We start from the raw sequence: 21760 nt of genomic DNA on the forward strand, positions 1-21760 counted from the left end.
TTACCGCCGGATCAGCCGAACCACATCCTGCCTCAGCAGATAGAACGACACCGCCAGCAGAACGACGTCCTTCATCAGGAAGGGCACGTTTCCCGTCATCGCGGGGAAGCCTCCCGCGGCGACATCCCAGCCCTCCGGCATGAACGGAATGATCGTGACCGTCGCGATGAAGGTGCCGGTCGAGCCGAGGGCACCGAGCACGCCGAGCCGCTTGTCCCAGAAGCCCGCGAGCAGCAGGGTCCCGAACGTCCACTCCGAGGTGCCGAGGAAATAGCTGGCGCCGGCGTGGCCGAAGACGGGATAGAGCCACCAGATCAGCGGCCCGTTGCTGATGAACGGGACCAGTCGCTCGAACTCGTACGGAAACCACTTCTGATAGCCGAAGAAGAGAAACATGATCACCATCGAGGCCCGGACGAGGTGGTAGTCGAGATCATCCGCAAGCAGGCCGGAGTTTTGCAGCGCGCGGACAAACGCATTTTGCGTGATGTTGGTGTTGGTCATTGCCGTCATGGTCGTAATCCTTTCATGGATGATCGGACCTGGCGCGTCGCTTCACACGACCGCGGGGAAGTCGATCTCGGTGTCGTTGATGCGGTTGAACACATTGGTGAAGACGGTGGTCGCGAACGCCAGGCTGATCTCCACCAGCTGCTTGTCGGTGTAGCCCGCAGCCTTGATAGCGGCGAACTCCTCGTTGCTGACGGTGCCGCTGGTCTGCGCGAGCTTGCGGACGAAGCGGATCAGCGCATCGCGCTTCTCATCGCCGGTCGCGCGGCGCTCGCGGATGTTCTTCAACTCTTCGGGCTTCAGGCCCGCGAGCTTGCCGAGCAGGCTGTGCGCGGCGACGCAGTAGTCGCAACCCGCGACCTCGGAGATGATGAGCTTGATGGTTTCCTGGTCACGCTTCGAGAGCGAACCTGCGGCGAGCACGCTGTCGGCGAGCAGGACAGCCTTGAGCGCGTCCGGTCCATGGGCGCCGATCGCGGCAAAGGTGTTCGGCACGCTGCCGATCGTCTTCTTGATCTGGCCATAGATTTCAGCGGTCGCGCCGGTTGCGGTTTCGAGACTGGGAACGGAAAGACGGGACATTGTTGGCACTCCTTGTTGGGGTTGGTGAACGTTTGCAGGGTGACAATAGGGCGCCGCTCTGATACTTTTAATGTTTATAAATCTCGAATATATGCTCAAACGTCTCGGAATGAGCGTGTCAGGAGACCGCAATGGATTGGCTGAGCCGGCTGTTCGAGATGATGTCCGTGCGCGGGCGGCTCGACCTGCGCTGCTCCTACGGCGCGCCGTGGCGCATCGACCAGGGACCGGGCAAGTCAAACGAAATTCCCTATCACGCCGTGCTGGCCGGCTCGGCGACACTGGACGATCCGGCAGGAGGCCGGCCGTTGCTGCTGAAATCCGGTGATATCCTGCTGCTCCCCGGCAATCCCAGACACGTCATGCACGACGGCAGCGGAGCCGCGCCGCTGCCGGCACGCAACCGCGCGTCGCTCAATTTCACGATCAGCGAAAATCCCGGCTCGGGGGAACGGCTCGATCTGTTGTGCGGACACTTCGCCATCGCGCCCCCGCATGACCGCCTGCTGCGCAGCTATTTGCCGCCGCGCCTCGTCGTGCATGCCGGCGCTGACGCCGGCGAGACGGACGCGGCGGGGCAACTCGCCGGGCTTGTCGCGCTGATGCGGGGCGAGTCCGCGGACGATCGTCTCGGTGGTCGCGCCATGCTGAACGCACTGTCGAGCGCGATGTTCGCGCTGGTGCTACGGCTCGCCAGCCTGACCGACGACGCGCCGCGCGGCCTGCTTGCCCTGGCCGGTCACCCGCGCCTTGCACCGGCGATGGCCGCTCTATTCAACGAACCGGCGCGCGCATGGTCGCTGCCCGAGCTGGCGCGGTTGTGCGGCATGTCGCGCGCCACGCTCGTGCGGCAATTCCAGGAGAAGCTCGGGCGCTCGGCCGCAGATCTCCTGACCGATATCCGGATGACGCTCGCGGCGAACGAGCTGAAAAACTCTTCGCTGTCGACCGGCGCCGTGGCGGAAGCTGTCGGCTATCAATCCGAAGCGGCATTCCAGCGCGCCTTCAAGAGCCACATGGGCATCACGCCGGCACAGTGGCGCAAGATGGAGGAGCCGCCCGGTCAGGACATCTTCGCAAGGCCGGCCGCGACGGACGCGCGGCCAGCGAAAGGCGGCGATGCGCCCTCGCTGGCCTAGAGATTCGAGATGAGTTGCCGATCAAGCCGGCGCGACTTCGGCGGCCGGGTAGTCGGTGTAGCCGCGCGCATCCCCGCCGTAGAAGGTCGACCGGTCGTAGCGGTTGAGCGGGAGGCGATGCCGCAGCCGCGCTGGCAGATCCGGGTTGGAGATGAAGTGACGGCCGAATGCGACGAGATCAGCGTCTCCCGCCGCGACGATGGCTTCCGCCGAGTCCGGCGCGAAGCCGCCGGCCGCGATCAAGGTCCGCGAAAATTTCGGCCGCAGATGCTGGGCTGCCACCGGCGCCTGGCCCTTCGCGATCTCCTCGATGCCCTTGATACGCGGCTCGACCACATGCAGATAGGCGATGCCCAGACGGTCAAGCTCTGTCGTCACATAGCCGAACGTCGCCGCCGGGTCGCTGTCCGACATCGATCCGTAACTGCCGCTCGGCGCGATGCGCACGCCAACACGATCGGCACCCCAAACCGAGATCGCGGCCTGTGTCACTTCGAGCATGAACCGCGCGCGATTTTCGATGCTGCCGCCATACGCGTCCGTGCGCTTGTTGGTGCCGTCCTGCAGGAATTGATCGGGCAGGTAGCCGTTGGCGCCGTGAATCTCGACGCCGTCGAAACCGGCACGCAACGCGCGCCCGGCGCCGGCGCGAAATTCTTCGATGATATCAGGAATCTCATGCTGCTCGAGCGCGCGCGGCATCGAGAACGGGGCTTCGCCGTTCTTCGTGTAGGCATAGCCCTCGGCCGCAATGGCAGACGGCGCAACCGGCGCCTCGCCATTCGGCTGCAAATCGACGTGCGACTGCCGGCCGACATGCCACAATTGCTGAAAGATGCGCCCACCCCTGGCGTGGACCGCGTCGGTGATGCGCCGCCATCCGGCGATCTGGGTATCCGAGTAGATGCCGGGCGCGCCGGCATAGCCGTTGCCGCGGATCGAGACCGGGGTGGCTTCGGAGATGATCAGGCCGCCGTCGGAGGCGCGCTGGGTGTAATACTCGACCATCAGCTCGCTCGGAACATCGCCGGGATCAGAGCGCATCCGCGTCAACGGCGCCATCACGACGCGATGGGACAATCGATAGCGGCCGACCGTGGTCGGCGTGAACAGCTTGGACATCGTGGCTTCCTTTGGGATCAAGGCTTGAAAAGACGGCGGCCGATAGTCGCTAAAGCTTGCGCCCCATCGGCCGCCTCGTACGCCGTCATGCCTTGACGGCCGCTGTCCGCTGAAGAACTGGAATCATGTCTTCGGGTTCGGGCCGGCGGGTATAGTCCGGGTTCACTTCCGAGTAGAGGATCACGCCGTCCTGGCCGATGACGTAGCGGGCCGGCATCGGCAGCGTCCAGCTCGGGTCGTCGTTGAACGTCGGCAGATCGTTCTTCAGTTGCTTGTAGAGTTCGACCAGATAGTCGGGCAAGTCGAAGCGCAGTCCGAACGCGGCGCCGACCTTGCCCTTGGCATCCGAGAGGATCGGGAAGGAGAGCTTGTTCTGGCGCACCGATTTGCGGCTGTTCGGGGCGGTCTGCGGCGAGATCGCGATCAGCGAGGCGCCGTACTTGTCGAACTCCGGCTTCGCCGCTTCGAGCGCTTGCAGCTCCATGTTACAATACGGGCACCAGACGCCGCGGTAGAAGCTCAGCACCAGCGGGCCGCGCTTCAAGAGATCCGCCGAGTTGACGATGTTGCCTTCGGGATCCGTCAGCGAGAAGGACGGCGCGATATCGCCGGCCTTCTTGGCGCGCTGCGCGGCACCCGACTGGACCAGTTCGGCGGTGGCGCGATGCATGATTTCGATGACGGCGTGAGGAACATTATAGGGCGGCTTTCCGGCTTCGAAATCGGCTTTGAAAGCGTCGAGCTTCGCTTGAAGTGGCATGGCGTTCTCCTTGGCCTCTGCGTGGAGGGCGGCGGCGCCGCCCGTCTGGTTGAACTCACAGGCAGCAAGGTAAAGGAGAGGGCGGTCGGGGGTAGCAGGACCGTCCGACTAGTGGTTATTCCCGAAAGGAATAAGCATCGCGCAGGCCTAGCAGCCGCGGCAGATGACCAGCCTGCGGTCCAGCTCCTGGTCGAAGCGCTGTTGCTGGCGCTCCCAGGCCGAAACGGCCTCCGATTGCGGGACGTCGGCCCGGTGCGGTTGCCGATGGCCGACCGGCGCAGGCCAGGGGAGGCGTGCGGTCGCATGTGCCGGCGACAGCAGGCTGATGAAGACGGCTGTCGAGGCGACGGTCCGGATGAAGCGATTCAGGATCGATCTGCGGGACATGGCGACACTCCTTGGGTGGAGGCTCGGGATGAGCGAGCTCTGTTGGGTGTCACCGTACTCATCGATCCGAAACGCTGAATGCCGCGTGAGATCGAAGACATGCTCGTTCGTCTCACCGTGACCGGCGTCACCTCAGCCCGTCACGCGTTGAACGTACGCTCGAAGAAAGCCACGAACGCGCGCGCCTTGGCCGTCGCGGCGCGACCGGTTGGAAGCACCGCCCACAGGTCGAGCGCCGGCAAGCTCCATTCCGACAGGACCGCACGCACGATGCCCGATCGCAGTTCGGGACTGAACATCCACTCCGAGGCGATGGTGAGGCCTGCATCGGCGAGCACCGCAGCCCTCACGCCTTCCGCAGCGGTCACCCGTAATCTGCCTTGAACCTGAACAGCCAATTCGGTGCTCTCGCGCCGAAATGACCAGACGCTGCCTTCTCCCTGGAGATAGACGACGGCCTGATGCTTGCTCAGTTCACTTGGCGTCGACGGCATCCCCGCCCGATCGAAGTAGGCAGGCGTACCCAACACGAGACGCTTGCATCGTGCGATACGGCGAGCGGTCAGGCTCGAATCCGTCAACTTTCCCATGCGCAGAGCCACATCGATGCCCTCCTGGACGAGGTCGATCTGGCGGTCGTCCAGGATGACCTCCAGGTCCAGCTCCGGATTCTGCGCCAAAAACTTCGGCAACAATGGAATGAGATGAATGCTGGCGAAGGTCACCGCAGCGCAGATTCGCAATCTGCCTTTCAGCCCGGCGCCCGCTCCGCGTGCGGCGAGCTCGGCCTCGGTTGCCTCCTCGAGCGCGCGCCTGGCGCGCTCGAGATAACCGAGCCCGGCTTCCGTTGGGGTGAGGCCGTGCGTCGACCGCGTCAGCAGCTTGACGCCGAGATACTCCTCGAGCTGGGCGACAGACTTCGAGACGGCGGGCTGCCCCACCCGAAGTTGTCGGGCGGCTCCGGAGAAGGAGCCCGTTTCGACGACCCGGACGAACGTCTCCATCGCAGCCAGCCGGTCCATCATATTCTCCGCGGGAATGAACGATATTGCCGGCGTCCTACCTGCCATGCCACGCGGGAATTGGCCATCGCTCGAGGCATCCACGCCGGGGCGATCCGTCGGGCAAAACACGCCAAATCCTCTCGAGCGCCAGTCCGTGCGAGCATAATGCATCGGCTTCATTGGAGGTGGTCGTTGCTGCCGGAATCTGCCTCTATGCGGCCTCAGCGCGGAGGAGTGTGACGATATGAGCGGTTTGGTGATCTCTGGCGGCCGGGTGGTGGATCCCGCGAGCGGAATGGACGCCGTTGGCGACGTGGCGGTGGTGGACGGCAAGATCGCCGCGGTCGGCTCCTCGCTCGGCGGCGCCGAGCGGGTGATCGATGCGACCGGGCTCGTGGTCGCGCCCGGCTTCATCGATTTGCACGCCCATGGCCAGTCGATCCCGGCCGACCGCATGCAGGCCTTCGACGGCGTGACGACGACGCTCGATCTCGAGGCCGGCGTGCTGCCGGTCGGCTCCTGGTATGAGCGCCAGGCCAGGAAGGGCCGCGTACTGAACTATGGCGCCGCCACCAACTGGGCCTTCGCGCGCATCGGCGCGATGACGGGCTCCAACGCGGAGAGCTCGCTGGAAGCGTTCGGCAATGCCATGCGCGACCGCCGCTGGATGGACAACGTCGCGAGCGATGCGGAGGTCGCCGGCATCCTCGAGCGCCTTGCGCGCGGCCTGAACGAAGGCGGCATCGGCGTCGGCATCTTGAACGCCTATGCGCCGGGCGCCGGCGTGCAGGAGTTGACCGCGGTCTGCCAGCTCGCGGCCAAGCAGGACGTGCCGACCTTCACCCACGTCGCCTACATGTCGCGCATCGACCCTGAAAGCGCGGCGGAGGCCTATATCCGCCTGATCGGCTATGCCGGCGCCACCGGCGCCCACATGCACATCTGCCATTTCAACTCGTCGAGCAAGACCGACATCGAGCGCTGCCGCGTGCTGATCGAGAAGGCGCAGGCGCAGGGCCTGCCCATCACGGTCGAGGCTTACCCTTACGGCACCGGCTCGACCGTGCTGGCGGCGGCCTTCTTCAGCGATCCGCAGTTCGTCGAGCGCAACGGCACTGGCTACGATTCCGTGCAGCGCGTGACCGACGGCTATCGCTTCCACGACCGCGAGGAGCTGCTCAAGGCACAGGCGGAGGAGCCGTCCTCGCTGGTGCTCTGGCACATTCTCGATACCGAGAACAATGCGCATCATCGCGACCTCCTCGACATGTCGGTGCTCTATCCCGGCGGCGCGATCGCATCCGACGCGATGCCGTGGACGCTGCCGGATGGCACCACCTACAAGGGAGATGCCTGGCCGCTGCCGGATGACACCACCTCGCATCCGCGCTCGGCGGGTTGCTTCACGAAGTTCATTCGCGAATGGGTGCGCGAGCGCAACACCGTGTCGCTGCTCGAAGGCGTGCGCAAATGCGCGCTGATCCCCGCTGAAATCCTGTCACAGAGCACGCCCGCGATGCGCGCCAAGGGCCGGCTGGCGAAGGACGCCGATGCCGACATCGTCGTGTTCGACTACGAAAGACTCTCGGACCGCGCGACATTCACCGCGATGAACCGCCCGTCCGAAGGCGTCCGTCATCTCGTGGTCAGCGGCGAGGTGCTGATCACTGACGGCGTGCTCGACGTCGCAGCGCGGCCCGGCCGGCCCGTGCGCCGTCCCGTCGTCGGGAGCTGATCCATGCCGGTCCCCATTCTCCTGGTGACGGGCTTTTTGGGGGCGGGCAAGACCACGGTCGTCAACCATCTGCTGGCAAACGCGGACGGACGGCGGATTGCCGCAATCGTCAATGATTTCGGCGCCATCAACATCGATGCGGAGCTGATCGCGGGCGCGAGCGATGGCGTGGTCAGCCTTGCCAATGGCTGCATCTGCTGCTCGCTCGAAGGCGATCTGTTGCGCACGCTCTCGACGCTGCTGCGGCGCGATCCGAAGCCAGAGTACATCGTGATCGAAACCAGCGGCGTCGCCGATCCCGCCGACATCGTCCGCAATTTGATGGACCCGGTGATCCTGCGCGAGGCGCCGCTGGAAACCGTGCTTTGCGTGATCGACGCAGCAACGCCGCCTTCTGCCCTCGATGATGCGCTGCAGCGCTCGCAGCTGCGCGTCGCCGATATCGTGGCGTTGAGCAAGCTGGATCTGGCCGACGAAGGCGCGGGGGCGCGGATGCGCGAGGCCATCCGCGCGCAGCGTGTGCCTGCCGTGGTGATCGATGCGAAGCACGGCGAGCTTCCAGCAGCGCTGCTGTTTCCCGCGAACGTCGATCGCGCGCTAGCACCGCGCAAGCCGGGGCCGAGACGTCCGGCAGAAGAACGCTTCGAGACGCTGAGCTGGACCTCCGATCGGCCGCTCTCGCTGCCGCGCTTGCAGCAGGCGATCGGCAAGCTGGCGCCGAAGCTTGCGCGCGCGAAAGGCCTGTTCGAGACGCTCGAGCAGCCCGGACGCCTGATGGTGTTTCAGTTCGCCGGCGGCCGCGCGACGCTCGCGCCGGGCGAACCACCGACTGAAGGCGTGCCGCGGGCGCGGATCGTCTTCATCGCCGAGCTCGGGGTGCTATCGAAAGCTGAGCTCGACGGAATCATGGAAGCTTGTGTCGCAGCAGGGTGAGGCACGCAGCGGCCGACGGCTCAACTGCAGCCGCCGCATCCGCCACCACCTCCGCCGCCACCGCCCCCGCAACCACCGCCGTCGCCACCGCCTCCGCTGCTCATCGTCTGCGACGCACTGTAGACAGAGGCATGGGCGGTGCCCGTGAGGACCACAGGACCTGTGAGCGCCAAAGCAAGAAGCAGTTCCTGGTCGCGCGGCGCGCGCGAAGCCCGCGTATGCGAGGACTGATAGGTCTCTAGAATGTCGGTGCCGGCCCGTGTCCGCCGGGGCGCTTTCGCCAGCAGGAAGCCGGCGAATGCGGTGAGCACGATGAGGACTATCAGGAATTCGACTGGATGATGCCGTGATGAGCCAATCACGGCCTTGGTGATGCCGAACACGATCAGAAGCGCGACAAAGGGGAGGACCTCCAGGCGGAATGACGCCATCTGTTCGCGGGTCGGGCAATAACCGGACTTTTCCAGCAGGTCCTGAATGCGCGCGACGATCGGGTCGATGGCCGTCTGGAACTGCTGCCGGGTCATGCCGGCCTGGAATTGCACCTGGGGCGGGTGGCTGATCAGCGTTGCCAGCGGCGACTGGTCAATGACGGTGATCTTGTAACCGTTGGGCTCGATGGTGGCGCCGTGTCCGGACGTGAGCCTGAGCAACACGGCATCACCGAGCCGTCGTGCACCGCCCGCCAGATACGCCAATTCCAGGATGCCGAGTTTGCCGGTCGCTCGCGCGGCCGGGCCGATCTGCGATTTGAGGCGGAAGCCCAGCACGAAGATGGAGAATGCGAGAGCCAGATAGAGGGTGAGGAAAGGGCCGGCAGTCCAGTTGAACGGATTCCATTCCATCGGTTCACCTTTTGGATAAACGGCGGATCCAGGCCATGGGTCTCGGAACGATCAGCCAGTTGCTGCGGTCCGTCACATGGTAGCGGGGAGGTCCGAAGCGCAGATGCGTTGCCGGCCACAGTTCGGGGGCCGGTGGTCCGAAGAATTGTTCGTGCAAAGCCAGGGTTTCGGCATATTGCCGCCGATAGACTGTCTGGGCCTCAGGCCCGCCGGGCGTGGGATCATGATGCAGCGGCGCCTGCAGCGCCTGACCGCACCAGACCGTCCAATAGTCGCGCGAATAAATCAGGTGCTGGTGCCAGACCTCGTCGACCACCTCGCTTGGCGTCACCGGCGTCGGCGAGACGACGGCCAGAAAGCAGAAGCGCCGATAGCCATCGATGGCCGCACGCGTAGTCTCGAGCGTCCAGCCGTGATCGCGCGCGAGCCGATGGGTAAAGTTCAGTTGCGTATCGGGCTCGAAATCATGCTGCGCGATGCGTTGCCACAATTCCTGCCGTGGCGGTGTCCATGCGGGCTCGCCGGACTGAAGGTCGACCTTGAGCGGGGCCCGTTGCAACGAAAGCTCCGAATGACCGTCCATGCACTGAGAATAGCACAGGATGGCCGGGCTTTACGAGGGATTGAATGATGACATTCTTATCCCAATCTAAAGGAGATGTCAGTAGCGCCGCAGGGACAGCGCGTGGCGACATGATCCAGCACGCTCATGCAAACTGCGCGACACCATCGACCTCGCGCTCGGCAAAGACGGTCGCTAGGCATCAGCGGGCCGGTTTCTGTGCGGGGAACCCGAATGCTTAAAGCTTTGCTAAGACCCTCGGGATAAATTGGCATATCAGCCCCGCTAATTCTTGCGAGCACCGATGATTTTCTCCCGCATCAGTTTCAAGCTGGTCCTCATTGTCGGGATCGGCCTTCTCGGCATGATCACGCTGGCACCGATCGCGCTGTCGACCCTGCGCAGCCAGATGATCGCCGACCGCCAGGCCAAGACGCAGCACATGGTCGATGTCGGCTACGGCATCCTCGCGCATTACCAGAAGCTCGAGAGCGACGGAAAACTCTCGCGCGAGCAGGCGCAGGCCGCCGCAATGGCCGAGATCAAGAGCCTCCGCTACGACAAGGTCGAGTATTTCTGGCTCAACGACATGACCCCCAAGATGATCATGCACCCGATCAAGCCCGAGCTTGACGGCAAGGATCTCGCCGGGATGAAGGATCCCTCCGGCAACGCGCTGTTCGTCGGCTTCGTTGACGTTGTCAGGAAACAGGGCGCGGGCTTCTACAGCTACCTCTGGCCCAAGCCCGGCTTCGAGCAGCCGGTTGCCAAGATTTCCTATGTGAAGGGCTTTGCGCCCTGGGGCTGGATCGTCGGCACCGGAATCTATCTCGACGACGTTGACGCCGTCTTCCGCCAGGATGCGATGACGTTCGGCCTGGTGTGCCTCGCGGTGTTCGTGCTCGTGCTCGGCGCCTCCTTCGTGATCGGCCGCAGCGTGACCAGACCGCTCGCGAAAATCACTGACCTGACCGAGCGCCTCGCCGCCGGCGACAGCGCCTTCGAGGTGCCCTACACCAACCTCAGCAACGAGGTCGGCGGGCTGGCCAAGGCGCTTGCGGTGTTCAAGGACAACGCGTCGGCGGTGGGCCGGATGCATGCCGAGCAGCAGGAAACCAAGCAGCGCACCGACGACGAGAAGCGCAAGACCATGACCGATCTCGCCGGCAGGTTCGAGGCGAGCGTGCAGGCCGTCGTCCGCGACGTGTTCAACGAGGCGCGCGCGATGCAGCAGGCAGCGCAGGGCATGTCGGAGACCGCCAACAAGGCGACCGATCGCGCGAGCTTCGTCGCCACCGCCTGCCAGCAGGCCTCGAGCAATGTGCAGACGGTGGCCTCCGCCGCCAGCCAGCTGTCGGCCTCGATCACCGAGATCAGCCAGCGCGTCGCGCAGGCCGCGTCAGTGGCCGACAAGGCGGCCGCCGACGGTCAGCGCACCAACGATACAGTGCAGGGACTTGCCGCGGCCGCTCACAAGATCGGCGAGGTCATCGACCTCATCAACCAGATCGCCTCGCAGACCAATCTGCTCGCGCTCAACGCCACGATCGAGGCCGCGCGCGCCGGTGAAGCGGGCAAGGGATTTGCCGTGGTCGCGAGCGAAGTGAAGTCGCTGGCGAGCCAGACCGCGAAGGCGACCGACGAGATTGGCGCGCAGATCACTGCGATCCAGGCCGAGACCAACCAGGTTGTCGGCAACATCGAGAGCATCCGCGCCACCATCATGGAGGTCAACGAGATCTCCTCGTCGATCGCGGCCGCCGTCGAAGAGCAGGGCGCCGCGACGCAGGCCATTGCGCACAGCGTGCAGGAGGCGGCCTCCGGCACCGACCAGGTCTCGCAAAACATCTCCGGCGTCACCGATGCGACGGCCGAAACCGGCCAGGCCGCCGGCCTCGTGCTGCAATCGAGCGGACGCCTGACCGAGAAGCTGCAATCGCTGGAGAACGAGGTCAGCGCCTTCGCTGCCGGCGTGCGCGCGGCCTGACGCGCGAGCGCTCCGCGTTTTCCGCGCCACGGCATCGGCCGTAGTGCGGAAAACTGTTTTGCTTGACATGACCTCTGCCGTGCTCGACCTCTAACGATGTCGAAGGCACGCGTGTGCCCGCAAAAAAGCCACACGGGAAAGACGTCATGAGTGCAGGCCTCAACGAACAGGACTACCTCGCCACCTTGCATGGCCTGTGGGAGAAGGCCTGGCCCAAGGGCATGCCGCGTTCGCCGAACTACCTGCATGGCGAAGTTCCGTTGACCGAATATCTGCGCGCCTGGGCGAAGCAGAGCCCGGCGCGGCCTGCGGTGATCTTCTACGGTCACGTCACCACGTACGCCGATCTCGACCAGCAGAGCGATCGCTTTGCGGCACTGTTGCAGGCGAAGGGCGTGCGCAAAGGCGATCGTGTCGCCGTCTTCCTGCCGAATTGTCCGCAATTCCACATCGTGTTCTTCGGTATTCTGAAGCTCGGCGCGGTCCATGTTCCCGTGAGCCCGCTGTCGCGTGCGTTCGAATTGTCCTACGAGCTCAACGACACCAGGGCCGAATTGATCGTGGCGTTGGACCAGCTCATGTCCGTGGTGGAGCAGGTCCGGGGCGAGGTGAGCCTGCGCGAGGTCATCGTCACCAGCTTCGCCGATGTCGTGCCGGCAACGCCCGCATTTCCGACACCCGATTCGATCCGCGCGCCGCGCATTGCTGTCGATGGCGCGACCGACCTGCTCCCTGCGCTCGCTGCGATGCCCGCGCCGTCGCCGCTGCCGCCGCCCGGCCTCGATGAGGTCGCCGCGCTCAACTATACCGGCGGCACCACCGGCATGCCGAAAGGCTGCGTCCATACCCATCGCGACATGGTCTATACGGCGGCTGCCAATTACGGCATCTCGGTGCTTTCTGATGAGAGCAGCGTGTTCCTGTCATTCTTTCCGGAGTTCTGGATTGCGGGCGAGAATTTCGGCCTGATCTTCCCGCTGTTCTCCGGCGGAACGCTGATCCTGCTGGCACGCTGGGACGCCGTCGGCGCGATGGCCGCGATCGACAAGTACAAGGTCACGATCACGGCGATGCCGGTCGATGGCGCGGTCGAGCTGATGGACCATCCGCGCTGGAGCGAGTTCGACCTGTCGTCGCTGAAGCAGGTCCGTGTGGTCTCGTTCGTCAAGAAGCTCAACGCCGACTATCGCAGGCGCTGGAAGGATCTCACCGGCACGATTCTGATGGAGGCGGCCTGGGGCATGACGGAGACCCACACCTCCAACACTTTTACGGCCGGTTTCCAGGACGACGATTTCGATCTCAACAATCAACCCATCTTTGTCGGCCTGCCGGTGCCCGGCGCCGAGTTCAAGATCACCGATTTCGAGACCGGCGCATTGCTGCCGCTCGGCGCGGAGGGCGAGATCCGCGTGCGGACGCCGTCGCTGCTCAAGAGCTATTGGAACAAACCCGAGGCGACCGCGGAGTCGCTGATCGACGGCTGGCTGCGCACCGGCGACATCGGCGTGATCGACAAGGACGGTTTTCTGCACTTCCTTGGCCGCCGCAAGGAGATGCTGAAGGTCAAGGGCATGAGCGTGTTTCCGCCGGAGATCGAGGCGCTGCTGGGGCTGCACCCGAAGGTGCTGGGCTCGGGCGTGGTCGGGCGCGACGACCCCGAAAAAGGGCAGGTGCCGGTGGCCTATATCCAGCTCAAGCCGGAGGCGGTCGGCACCATCTCCGCTGACGATCTGCGCGCCTGGTGCGCCGAGCGCATGGCCGTCTACAAGGTCCCGGAGGTGCGCATCATTGACGCGCTGCCTTTAACGGCCACGGGCAAAGTGAAGAAGCAGGACTTAAATCCGAACCAACCTGCTGCAGTCTGAGTGAGAGACCGATGTCGTTCAAAAAGCTCCTGATCGCCAATCGCGGCGAGATCGCCATCCGCATCGCACGCGCGGCGGCCGATGCCGGCATCGCCACGGTTGCGATTCATCCCGCAGATGACGCGCTGTCGCTGCACGTGCGCGTCGCCGATGACGCCGTCGAAATCCCCGGCCGCGGCGCGCGGGCCTATCTCGACATCGAGGCCGTGGTGAAGGCGGCGAAGAGCGCCGGCTGCGATGCCGTGCATCCCGGCTACGGCTTCCTCAGCGAGAACGCGGCATTCGCGAAAGCTTGCGCGGACGCGGGCATCGTCTTTGTCGGACCCATGCCGGCAGCACTCGAACTGTTCGGCGACAAGGTCGCGGCACGGCAACTGGCAAAACGCTGTGGCGTGCCGATCATCGCCGGCACCAGCGGCCCGTCGTCGCTCGACGAGATCACGGCGTTCTTCACCTCCCTCGGCAGCCATGCGGCGATTGTGATCAAGGCGATGGCCGGCGGCGGCGGCCGTGGCATGCGTGTGGTCGAGAACGCCGGCGATCTCGCGGAAGCCCATGCGCGCTGCCAGTCCGAGGCCAAGGCGGCGTTCGGCTTCGATGGCGTTTATGCCGAGCGGCTGATCCGGCAGGCGCGCCACATCGAGGTGCAGATCATCGGCGACCGTCACGGCGCGATCTCCCATCTCTGGGAGCGCGAATGCACCATCCAGCGCCGGCATCAGAAGCTGGTTGAGGTGGCGCCGAGCCCGTCACTCAGCGACGGCTTGCGCGGTCGCATCATCGAGGCGGCGAAGCAACTCGCGATGGCAGCCTCTTACGACAATCTCGGCACCTTCGAGTTCCTGGTCGACGGCATGGCCGAGGACAGCTTTGCCTTCATCGAGGCCAATCCGCGGCTTCAGGTCGAGCACACCGTGACGGAGGAGGTGCTTGGCCTCGACCTCGTCCGCGCTCAGCTTGCGATTGCCGCAGGCAGCACGCTGGCTTCGCTCGATCTAACGCAAGGCGCGATCCCGAAGCCGCGCGGCTATGCCATGCAGCTTCGCGTCAACATGGAGACGCTCGACGAGATTGGCGCGACGCATCCGACCGGAGGCGTGCTCGCCGTGTTCGAGCCGCCGTCAGGGCCCGGCGTCCGCGTCGATAGCTTTGGCTATGCCGGCTACAAGACCAGCGCGGCGTTCGACTCCCTGCTCGCCAAGGTCATCGTGCATACGCCGGGTGAAGCCTGGCACGACATCGTGGCAAAAGCCTCGCGCGCTTTGCGTGAATTCCGGATCGACGGCGTCGTCACCAACATCGCTTTCCTCCAGGCGGTGCTGGCGCACCCGGATTTCAGGACCAATCGCATCGCGACCGACTTCATCGATCGCAACATCGCAAAGCTGGTCGAGGCGGCCGATGGCGCGGCCAAGCCGCTCTACTTCGCGGCGACCGAGCGCAGTGGCGCCCATGGCGCGGAGACGCACGTCGCGCAAGCCGTGCCCGAAGGTGCAGTGGCGGTCGCTGCGCCCCTGCAGGGCACCATCGTCACCATCCAGGTGAAGGAAGGCGAAATCGTGCGCCCGGGCCAGCAGCTCGCCGTGATCGAGTCCATGAAGATGGAGCATCTGGTGATGGCGGAGCAGGGCGGGCGAGTGACAAAGCTCGTCGCCGGCGACGGCGTCACACTGATGCATGGCGAGCCGATCCTCTATCTCGAACCGCTCGACGTCGCCGCCGACAGCGCGGCGGCCGAAGCCGACATCGACCTCGACCACATTCGCCCCGATCTCGCCGAGCTGATCGCGCGCCAGGCCAACACGCTCGACGAAAATCGCCCGTCCTCGGTCGAGCGCCGCCGCAACACCAACCAGCGCACCGCGCGCGAGAACGTCGCCCAGCTCGTCGATGACGGCTCGTTCATGGAATATGGCAGCCTCGCCATTGCCGCCCAGCGGCGCCGTCGCAAGCTCGACGATCTCATCATGAACACCCCGGCCGACGGCCTCGTGATGGGCGTTGCCACCGTCAACGCCGAAAAGTTCGGCCCCGACACCGCGCGCTGCATCGTCGTGGCCTATGACTACACCGTGCTCGCGGGTACGCAGGGCCATATGAACCACAAGAAGATCGACCGCATGCTCACGCTGGCGGAAGACTGGCGCGTGCCGCTGGTGTTTTATGCCGAGGGCGGCGGCGGCCGTCCGGGCGACACCGACCGGCTCGGCATGACCGGCCTCGACGGTCCGTCCTTCGTGCAGTTCGCAAGGCTGTCCGGCCTCGTGCCGGTGATCGGTGTCGTCTCCGGCTATTGCTTCGCCGGCAACGCCGCGATGCTCGGCTGTTGCGACGTCATCATCGCCACCATGAATGCCTCGATCGGCATGGGCGGCCCTGCGATGATCGAGGGCGGCGGGCTCGGCGTCTATCACCCGGCCGAGGTCGGTCCGGTCTCGTTCCAGTCGCCGAACGGCGTCATCGACATCGTGGTCGAGGACGAAGAAGAGGCGACGTCCGTCGCGCAAAAATACCTGTCCTATTTCCAGGGCGCGGTGACGGAGTGGCAGGCGGCCGACCAGCGCCTGCTGCGCCGTGCCATCCCCGAGAACCGCCTGCGCGTCTATGACATCCGCAGCGTCATCGATCTCGTCGCGGACAAGGACAGCGTGCTTGAGCTGCGCCGCGACTACGGCGTCGGCATGATCACCGCGCTGATCCGCATCGAAGGCAAGCCGTTTGGCCTGATCGCCAACAATCCGCGCCATCTCGGCGGCGCGATCGACGCCGATGCCGGCGACAAGGCCGCGCGCTTTCTTCAGCTCTGCGACGCCTTCGATCTGCCAATCGTCTCGCTCTGCGACACGCCTGGCTTCATGGTCGGCCCGGAAGCGGAGAAGACCGCGATCGTGCGCCACGTCTCCCGCATGTTCGTCACCGGCGCGAGCCTCACCGTGCCGCTGTTCGGCATCGTGCTGCGCAAGGGCTATGGCCTTGGCGCGCAGTCGATGATCGGCGGCGGCTTCCACGCCTCCTTCTTCACGGCGGCCTGGCCGACCGGCGAGTTCGGTGGCATGGGTCTCGAAGGCTATGTCCGCCTCGGCTTCCGCAAGGAGATGGAGGCGATCGCCGACCCCGAGGAGCGCGAGACCTATTATCGCAACAAGGTCGCCGAGCTCTACGCCAACGGCAAGGCGGTCTCGATCGCCTCGGTGTTCGAGATCGACAACGTCATCGACCCCGCGGAGACGCGGCGCTGGATCATGGCGGGCCTGCGCTCGGTGCCGAAACCGCCGGTGCGGACAGAGAAGAAACGGCCGTGTATCGACACGTGGTGAGCGCGGTGCAGCAATAGCGTGCGTCCCGGTTCCCGATTGACATCCCCGCCTGTGGTGCCAGACTTTGCACAATAATACAGGGTGGAGACGTCCGCGATGGCCAGCCTTTCGGCCTCGAACCATGTCGCCCGTGTCTTGTCCGTCGCCAACCATGTGGCCGACGTCGACGCTGAGTCGCGGATCGCGACCTCCTGGCGGCGCTGCCTGATCAGCCACAAGCTCGATCCCGCCCGCCAAGGCCCGCCGCAGACGCTCACTGAAGCCGAAGTCCGCCACGTAGCCGAGCCGATGGAGGAGACCATCAGGCTCGTCACGCCCGAGCTCGACGATCTCGCGCGCGTGCTGCGCGACGCCGGCTATTGCGTCAATCTCGCTGACGCGAACGCGACCATGCTGTTCAGCCGTCTTCCGGGCGAAGCCGACGCGCGGATGTTCATGGACTGGAAGATCTACACGGGTTCGAACTTTGCCGAGACGTTCGAGGGCACCAACGGGCTCGGCACTGCGCTGGCCGAGCAGAAGCCGATCCTCGTCCATCGCGACGAGCATTTTCGTGCGCAGTGGCACATGTTCTCCTGCGCGGTGGCGCCGCTGTTCGATCAGGCCGGGCGTCTTGCCGGCGCGGTCAACATCACCTCTTGTCGTGAGGATCTCGAACGGGCCGCACATCAGCTTGCGCTCGCGGTGACGATGGAGGCGACGCGGCGGATGGAAGGGGCGATCTTCCGCGACCATTTCCGCAGCGCCTGGATCGCGACCGTGCCGGGCGATTGCGGCAGCGGCCTGCTCGCCTATGATGACGACCGCCGCATCGTCGGCGCCTGCCGCTCGGCGCGCGCATTGCTCGGCCTCACCGATGGCCTGATCGCCTCCGGCATCGATCTGTCGCGCTACATCAAGCTCGACCATTCGCGCAACTCGGACGAAATCGTCGAGCTGCGCCGCACGGATGGCCGTCCGCTGGGGCAGGGCCATGTCGCCCCACCGCTGCGCGCCAAATCCGCCACGCTGCGCCGTGATGCGTCCGTCGATCGGTTCGATGCGTTGCATCGGCTAGCAGGCAATGATCCCGGCCTGGTCAAAAGCGTGAAGCGGCTGAGGAGCATCGGCGATCACAATCTGCCGGTGCTGCTGCATGGCGAGACCGGCGTCGGCAAGGACGTGTTCGCGCGCGCCATTCACGCCGCAAGCAACCGCGCCCGCAACAATTACGTCGCGCTGAACTGCGCGGCGATGCCGGAGAGCCTGATCGACGCCGAGCTGTTCGGCTACGAGGCCGGCGCCTTCACCGGTGCGCGCCGTGATGGCTCGAAGGGCCTGATCGTCCAGGCCGATGGCGGCACGCTGTTTTTGGACGAGATCGGCGACATGCCGATCGCGCTGCAGACGCGGCTGCTGCGCGTGCTGGAGAATCGCGAGGTCTGGCCGCTTGGTGCGCTCAAGCCCGTGCCGGTGGATATCCGATTGATCAGCGCGACCCATCGCGATCTCGGTCGCATGGCCGAGGAGGGCAGATTCCGCGCCGACCTCTATTTCCGCCTGCGCGGCATGGAGGTGCGGCTGCCGGCCCTGCGCGAGCGCGCGGACAGGGATGATATCATCCGCCAGATCGCGCGCGAGGAGGCGCCGAACTGCCGCCTGTCTCAGGAAGCTTGGTCCCTGCTCTCGGCCTATCCCTATCCCGGCAACATGCGCCAGCTCCGCCATGTGCTGCGGCTTGCGGGCTGCACGGCAGAGGATGGGGCCATCACCGATGCCGATCTCGATCTACCGCCGTTCGGCGGGAGGACCGCCGAGACCGATCTTCAAGCGGCCGAACGCGCGACGATCGTCGAGGCTCTCCGCAAGCACGGTGGCCGCGTCACCGAAGCGGCCCGCACGTTGAAGCTCAGTCGTGCCACGCTGTATCGCAAGATCAAGCAGCTGAAAATCGAGACGACGCAGTAGGCGCTGATCAATTTTTGCAAGCCGCGGACCCTCTTTCCCTCTCCCCTTGTGGGAGAGGGTGGCTCGACGCGTTAGCGGCGAGACGGGTGAGGGGTATCTCTCCGCGAGTGAAACTCGCAGTGAGTTTGCGGATGCAACCCCTCATCCGGCGCTTCGCCACCTTCTCCCACAAGGGGAGAAGGGAAGGGCAGCACACCGCCGATGCGTCTTACGAAAAATCCGTCCAGCTCAGATGCCGCGAATCGAGATCGCCGACTGAAACGGTCTCGCGGATCTCGTGAGGTGTGTGGAAGCTGCTGCGCAGGTACACCAGCGGCGCGGCTCCGTCGGAATGCGAGACGTGGCGCACCTCGCCGACGAAGATCGAATGCGTCTTGGTCTCGAACTCCTGCGCCAGCACGCAGTCGAACGCGGCGACCGCGTCGGTCAGCACCGGCGCGCCTGTTACCCCGCGCGTCCACTGGCCGAACGCAAAGCGGTCGTCACCATTGACGCCCTTCTGGCCGCTGAAAGTGAGCGCCAGCAGCGCATGATCCTCGTGCAAAAAATTGATCGCGAAAGCGCCCTCCTCGCGGATGCGGGCGTGCGCGCTGGCGTTGCGGTTAACGCAGACGATCAGCGAGGGCGGGTTGTCCGAGAGCGAGCAGGCCGACGTCACCGTGAGCCCGGTGCGCTTGCCGTGCTCGGCGCCGACCGTGACCAGCGCCACCGCGCCGGCGCATTGGCGCATCGCCTGCTTGAAATCCTTTGCGTCCACGCTCACGCGGAAATCTCCGAAATTGAAAACGGGTGCGGTACGTTCGCGCCGCACCCGCATTCGGTCAAGCTGCCTTCTTCGCGGAGCCGAGATGCTTCAGGCGCGGCATCACCTCGGTCTTGAGCAGCGAGAGCGAGTGGTGCCAGGCGTCCGGCTTGTGCTTGTAGTCGAAACCGAACACCAGGAGCACGCCGAAGCCGCCGACCTCCTCGTAGATTGTCTCGATCCTCTCGGCGACGGTGGCGGGCGAGCCGACGACCCAGTTCCGCTTGGCGCAATATTCGACGGTGACGTCGCTGTCCAGCACGTCAGGCGTGTGCTTCAGATAGTCCTTGAAGCCGAAATGGCCGAGCAGCGGCAGGAAGTACTCGCCCATCATCCGGCCCATCATGTCGCCGGTCGAGAGCTTCCAGGCCTCTTCGTCGGTGTCGGCAACGAACACCTCGCGCACCAGGCGCCAGTCCGCGCGGTTCGGCTTGCGGCCGGTCTTGGCGGCGCCGATCTCGACCGAGTCCCAGTGGCTGCCGACATAGGCCGGGTTGAGGTTGAGGCTCATCGGGATGAAGCCGCGCTCGCCGGCGAGCTTCAAGGTGTCCGAGTTCTTCGACAGCCCGGCAACGCCGATCGGCGGATGCGGCGCCTGCAATGGCCTGATGTGGGGCTTGAGGAAGTCGAACATGGTGTCCGGCTTGGTCACCGTCCAGAACTTGCCCTTGTAGGTGAAGGGAGCGGGATCGGACCAAAGCTTGAGGATGATCTCCAGCGCCTCGCGGGTCATGTCGCGGTTCTGCCCGCTCATGCCATCGACATTGAACATCGCCCAGTCGCTCGGCAGGCCGCTCGCCGCGACGCCGAAATTGAGCCGGCCCTCGGAGAGGTGGTCCAGCATCGCGACGCGGTTGGCGAGCTCGGCCGGGTGATGGTAGGGCAGCAGGAAGCCGCCCGGTCCGATGCGAATGTTCTTGGTTTGCATCAGCGCCTGCGCGATCAACAGGTCCGGCGTGGGATTGGGTTCCCAGGGCGCGGTGTGATGCTCGCCGATCCAGGCTTCCTGATAGCCGAGCTCGTCGAGCCAGCGCAGGACCTGCAGGTCCCAGTCATGTCCTTCCTTCAAGCCGCACTCCGGCGGATGCGAAGGCATCGTGAAATAGCCGATCTCCATGGGTTTCCTCATCTGATGTTGGCGCGTCTTGCTGCGCGTTCCGGGACGTAAACAGGGACAGCTTCAGCAAGCGGTGTGCCAGCGTGGGCGGCGCCCCAGACCTGCGAGAAAACGCTGGTTTGCGGCACAAATTGCCGATATCCCGGGGCGGATTTGCGGGATGCCCGTCTCATTGTCGCGAGACGGCGTCTTGGCCGTGAGACGAGGATCCGATTCGAAATGACCGAACCCGCTTTTGTCGCGGTGGACTGGGGCACCAGCAGCTTTCGGCTCTGGCTGGTCAATCGCACCGGCCATGTGCTGGCGGAGCGCCGCAGCGATGAGGGCATGATGGCCGCGGCCAAGGCCGGCTTCCCCGGCGTGCTGCAATCGCATCTGGCCGCCATCAGCGCGCCGGATCATCTGCCCGTTCTCGTCTGCGGCATGGCCGGTGCCAAAACCGGCTGGGTCGAGGCCGGCTACGTCGATACGCCGGCGCCGCTCTCGGCAGTTCTGAAGCAGGCCGCGCGCGTGCCGGGCGAGGCGCGCGACATCCGCATCCTCCCGGGCATCGCGCAGCGCGATGCAAAAGCGCCGGACGTGATGCGCGGCGAGGAGACGCAATTGCTCGGCGCGCTTGGCCTTGATGCGGCCGGCGAGGCGCTGGTCTGCATGCCCGGCACCCATTCGAAATGGGTGCGCGTGAAGGACGGCGCGGTCGCGCATTTTTCGACCTTCATGACCGGCGAACTCTTCAGCGTCGTCTCGCGCGAGACGATCTTATCGCTCGCGGTCGCCGGTGCCGATGATGCCGAGGATGTCGTGAGCTTCAAGGCGGCGGTGAAAGCCGCCTATGAGGCGCCGGCCTTCGCCGCAAACCTCCTGTTCGGCGCGCGGTCGCGGCAGCTGCTGTTCGGCGGCACGCCGGCTGCGGCGCGCGAGACGCTGTCGGGCACGTTGATCGGTGTCGAGCTCGCGGCGGGCCTTTCCGGTGCGTTGCCGAAAGCTGGCATCACGCTGATCGCGTCGGGGCGGCTGGCGATGCTCTACCGGCAGGCCTTCGACGCGCTGTCCGTGACCGTGAACCCGATCGATGCCGATGAAGCGGTGCGCCGTGGCCTGTCGATGGCGGCTGCTTCGATCTGGACGCAGTGAGAGGATTTT

General features: G+C 65.2%; 18 protein-coding genes. 8 read left to right on the forward strand and 10 right to left on the reverse strand.

All coding sequences use genetic code 11. The annotated features are described in order from the left end of the window. The gene (locus tag ACP2YP_RS08070) at positions 1 to 504 is read right to left on the reverse strand and encodes a YkgB family protein (RefSeq protein WP_426426073.1); all 504 of its coding nucleotides are present in this window, start codon (positions 502 to 504) and stop codon (positions 1 to 3) included. 51 nt (positions 505 to 555) lie between these two features. Further along, positions 556 to 1092 (reverse strand): carboxymuconolactone decarboxylase family protein, encoded by a 537-nt coding sequence (locus tag ACP2YP_RS08075; RefSeq protein ID WP_426423505.1) that lies wholly within the window; start codon positions 1090 to 1092, stop codon positions 556 to 558. 131 nt (positions 1093 to 1223) lie between these two features. On the opposite strand from ACP2YP_RS08075, the gene ACP2YP_RS08080 reads away from it, so the two are divergent. Beyond that, a complete protein-coding gene (locus ACP2YP_RS08080) occupies positions 1224 to 2231 on the forward strand; it encodes an AraC family transcriptional regulator (RefSeq protein ID WP_426423507.1) in 1008 nt (335 codons plus the stop codon). Positions 2232 to 2252: 21 nt separating this feature from the next. Here ACP2YP_RS08080 and ACP2YP_RS08085 read toward each other — a convergent pair whose 3' ends face one another. The 4 genes from ACP2YP_RS08085 to ACP2YP_RS08100 all read right to left on the reverse strand — a co-directional run bounded on the left by ACP2YP_RS08085 (position 2253) and on the right by ACP2YP_RS08100 (position 5522). Then, positions 2253 to 3353 carry an alkene reductase gene (locus ACP2YP_RS08085; protein ID WP_426423509.1) on the reverse strand — a complete coding sequence of 367 codons (1101 nt, stop codon included), beginning with the start codon at positions 3351 to 3353 and terminating at the stop codon, positions 2253 to 2255. A gap of 85 nt (positions 3354 to 3438) precedes the next feature. Continuing rightward, complete coding sequence (locus ACP2YP_RS08090) at positions 3439 to 4113, reverse strand: peroxiredoxin-like family protein (protein WP_426423511.1); 675 nt, start codon at positions 4111 to 4113, stop codon at positions 3439 to 3441. 147 nt (positions 4114 to 4260) lie between these two features. Then, positions 4261 to 4500, reverse strand: a complete 240-nt coding sequence (locus tag ACP2YP_RS08095) for a hypothetical protein (protein WP_426423512.1) — start codon at positions 4498 to 4500, stop codon at positions 4261 to 4263. Between the two features lie 140 nt (positions 4501 to 4640). After that, positions 4641 to 5522 carry a LysR family transcriptional regulator gene (locus ACP2YP_RS08100; RefSeq protein ID WP_426423514.1) on the reverse strand — a complete coding sequence of 294 codons (882 nt, stop codon included), beginning with the start codon at positions 5520 to 5522 and terminating at the stop codon, positions 4641 to 4643. Positions 5523 to 5748: 226 nt separating this feature from the next. Here ACP2YP_RS08100 and ACP2YP_RS08105 point away from each other — a divergent pair, with 226 nt between their 5' ends. Together ACP2YP_RS08105 and ACP2YP_RS08110 are read left to right on the forward strand one after the other, a co-directional pair. Beyond that, the gene (locus tag ACP2YP_RS08105; RefSeq protein WP_426423515.1) at positions 5749 to 7239 is read left to right on the forward strand and encodes an amidohydrolase family protein; all 1491 of its coding nucleotides are present in this window, start codon (positions 5749 to 5751) and stop codon (positions 7237 to 7239) included. A 3-nt stretch (positions 7240 to 7242) separates the two neighbouring features. After that, positions 7243 to 8172, forward strand: a complete 930-nt coding sequence (locus ACP2YP_RS08110; protein ID WP_426423516.1) for a CobW family GTP-binding protein — start codon at positions 7243 to 7245, stop codon at positions 8170 to 8172. A 20-nt stretch (positions 8173 to 8192) separates the two neighbouring features. Here ACP2YP_RS08110 and ACP2YP_RS08115 read toward each other — a convergent pair whose 3' ends face one another. Then, a complete protein-coding gene (locus ACP2YP_RS08115; RefSeq protein WP_426423517.1) occupies positions 8193 to 9017 on the reverse strand; it encodes a TIGR04222 domain-containing membrane protein in 825 nt (274 codons plus the stop codon). A 4-nt stretch (positions 9018 to 9021) separates the two neighbouring features. Next, entirely contained in the window at positions 9022 to 9576 is a 555-nt protein-coding gene (locus ACP2YP_RS08120) for a glycine-rich domain-containing protein (protein WP_426423519.1), read from the reverse strand. A gap of 307 nt (positions 9577 to 9883) precedes the next feature. On the opposite strand from ACP2YP_RS08120, the gene ACP2YP_RS08125 reads away from it, so the two are divergent. The 4 genes from ACP2YP_RS08125 to ACP2YP_RS08140 all read left to right on the forward strand — a co-directional run bounded on the left by ACP2YP_RS08125 (position 9884) and on the right by ACP2YP_RS08140 (position 18698). Then, a complete protein-coding gene (locus tag ACP2YP_RS08125; protein ID WP_426423520.1) occupies positions 9884 to 11566 on the forward strand; it encodes a methyl-accepting chemotaxis protein in 1683 nt (560 codons plus the stop codon). Between the two features lie 146 nt (positions 11567 to 11712). Then, positions 11713 to 13434, forward strand: a complete 1722-nt coding sequence (locus ACP2YP_RS08130; RefSeq protein ID WP_426423522.1) for an AMP-binding protein — start codon at positions 11713 to 11715, stop codon at positions 13432 to 13434. Between the two features lie 11 nt (positions 13435 to 13445). Then, on the forward strand, positions 13446 to 16751 hold the full coding sequence (locus ACP2YP_RS08135) for a carboxyl transferase domain-containing protein (RefSeq protein ID WP_426423524.1): 3306 nt from the start codon (positions 13446 to 13448) through the stop codon (positions 16749 to 16751). 96 nt (positions 16752 to 16847) lie between these two features. Then, positions 16848 to 18698, forward strand: coding sequence for a sigma-54-dependent Fis family transcriptional regulator (locus tag ACP2YP_RS08140; protein ID WP_426423526.1), 1851 nt, complete (start codon positions 16848 to 16850; stop codon positions 18696 to 18698). 208 nt (positions 18699 to 18906) lie between these two features. Here the strand turns inward: ACP2YP_RS08140 and ACP2YP_RS08145 are convergent, their stop codons facing one another. Beyond that, complete coding sequence (locus ACP2YP_RS08145; RefSeq protein WP_426423527.1) at positions 18907 to 19461, reverse strand: flavin reductase family protein; 555 nt, start codon at positions 19459 to 19461, stop codon at positions 18907 to 18909. Between the two features lie 58 nt (positions 19462 to 19519). Next, positions 19520 to 20617, reverse strand: a complete 1098-nt coding sequence (locus ACP2YP_RS08150; protein ID WP_426423529.1) for an LLM class flavin-dependent oxidoreductase — start codon at positions 20615 to 20617, stop codon at positions 19520 to 19522. Between the two features lie 219 nt (positions 20618 to 20836). On the opposite strand from ACP2YP_RS08150, the gene ACP2YP_RS08155 reads away from it, so the two are divergent. Further along, a complete protein-coding gene (locus ACP2YP_RS08155) occupies positions 20837 to 21751 on the forward strand; it encodes a 2-dehydro-3-deoxygalactonokinase (protein ID WP_426423531.1) in 915 nt (304 codons plus the stop codon). Positions 21752 to 21760: the final 9 nt, after the last annotated feature.

The organism is Bradyrhizobium genosp. A (assembly GCF_049949275.1).
Classification (GTDB): Bacteria; Pseudomonadota; Alphaproteobacteria; order Rhizobiales; family Xanthobacteraceae; genus Bradyrhizobium.